The sequence below is a fragment of the Paraburkholderia sp. BCC1876 genome (assembly GCF_902833695.1).
Taxonomy (GTDB): domain Bacteria; phylum Pseudomonadota; class Gammaproteobacteria; order Burkholderiales; family Burkholderiaceae; genus Paraburkholderia.
Window position 1 is genome coordinate 1 of record NZ_CADFGI010000116.1, and the last position, 422, is coordinate 422.

The 422-nt window shown below is 66.6% G+C and carries 1 protein-coding gene; it reads right to left on the minus strand.

Annotated elements, in window-relative coordinates; translation table 11 throughout:
• Positions 1 to 422 (minus strand): 3-hydroxyacyl-CoA dehydrogenase family protein (locus HWY05_RS38070; protein ID WP_244146820.1); only part of this gene is annotated, 422 nt, incomplete at both ends.

The window sequence follows — 422 nt, forward strand, 5'->3', positions numbered from 1 at the left end:
GGCCGGCGGACGCTTCAGGATGCGCGCGACCGTTTCGTCGGCCTTCGCACCCGAATCGACGTAGCTGCCCGTCTTCGCGTCGAGCACCTTGATCGCCTTGCCTTCCTTCTTGTAGAAGCCGGCGCCCGTCTTCTGGCCGAGCGCGCCCTGCTTCACCAGCTCGGCGAGCACGGGCGGGGTTTCATAGACGGGGAAGTACGGATCGTCGGCGAGGTTGTCCTGCATCGTCTTGATCACGTGGGCCATGGTGTCGAGGCCCACCACGTCGGCGGTGCGGAAGGTCGCCGACTTCGCGCGGCCCAGCCGCACGCCGGTCAGGTCGTCCACTTCGTCGAAGCGCAGGCCGAACTTGGCGGCCTGGGTGATCACCGCGAGGATCGAGAAGATGCCGACGCGGTTGGCGATGAAGTTCGGGGTGTCCT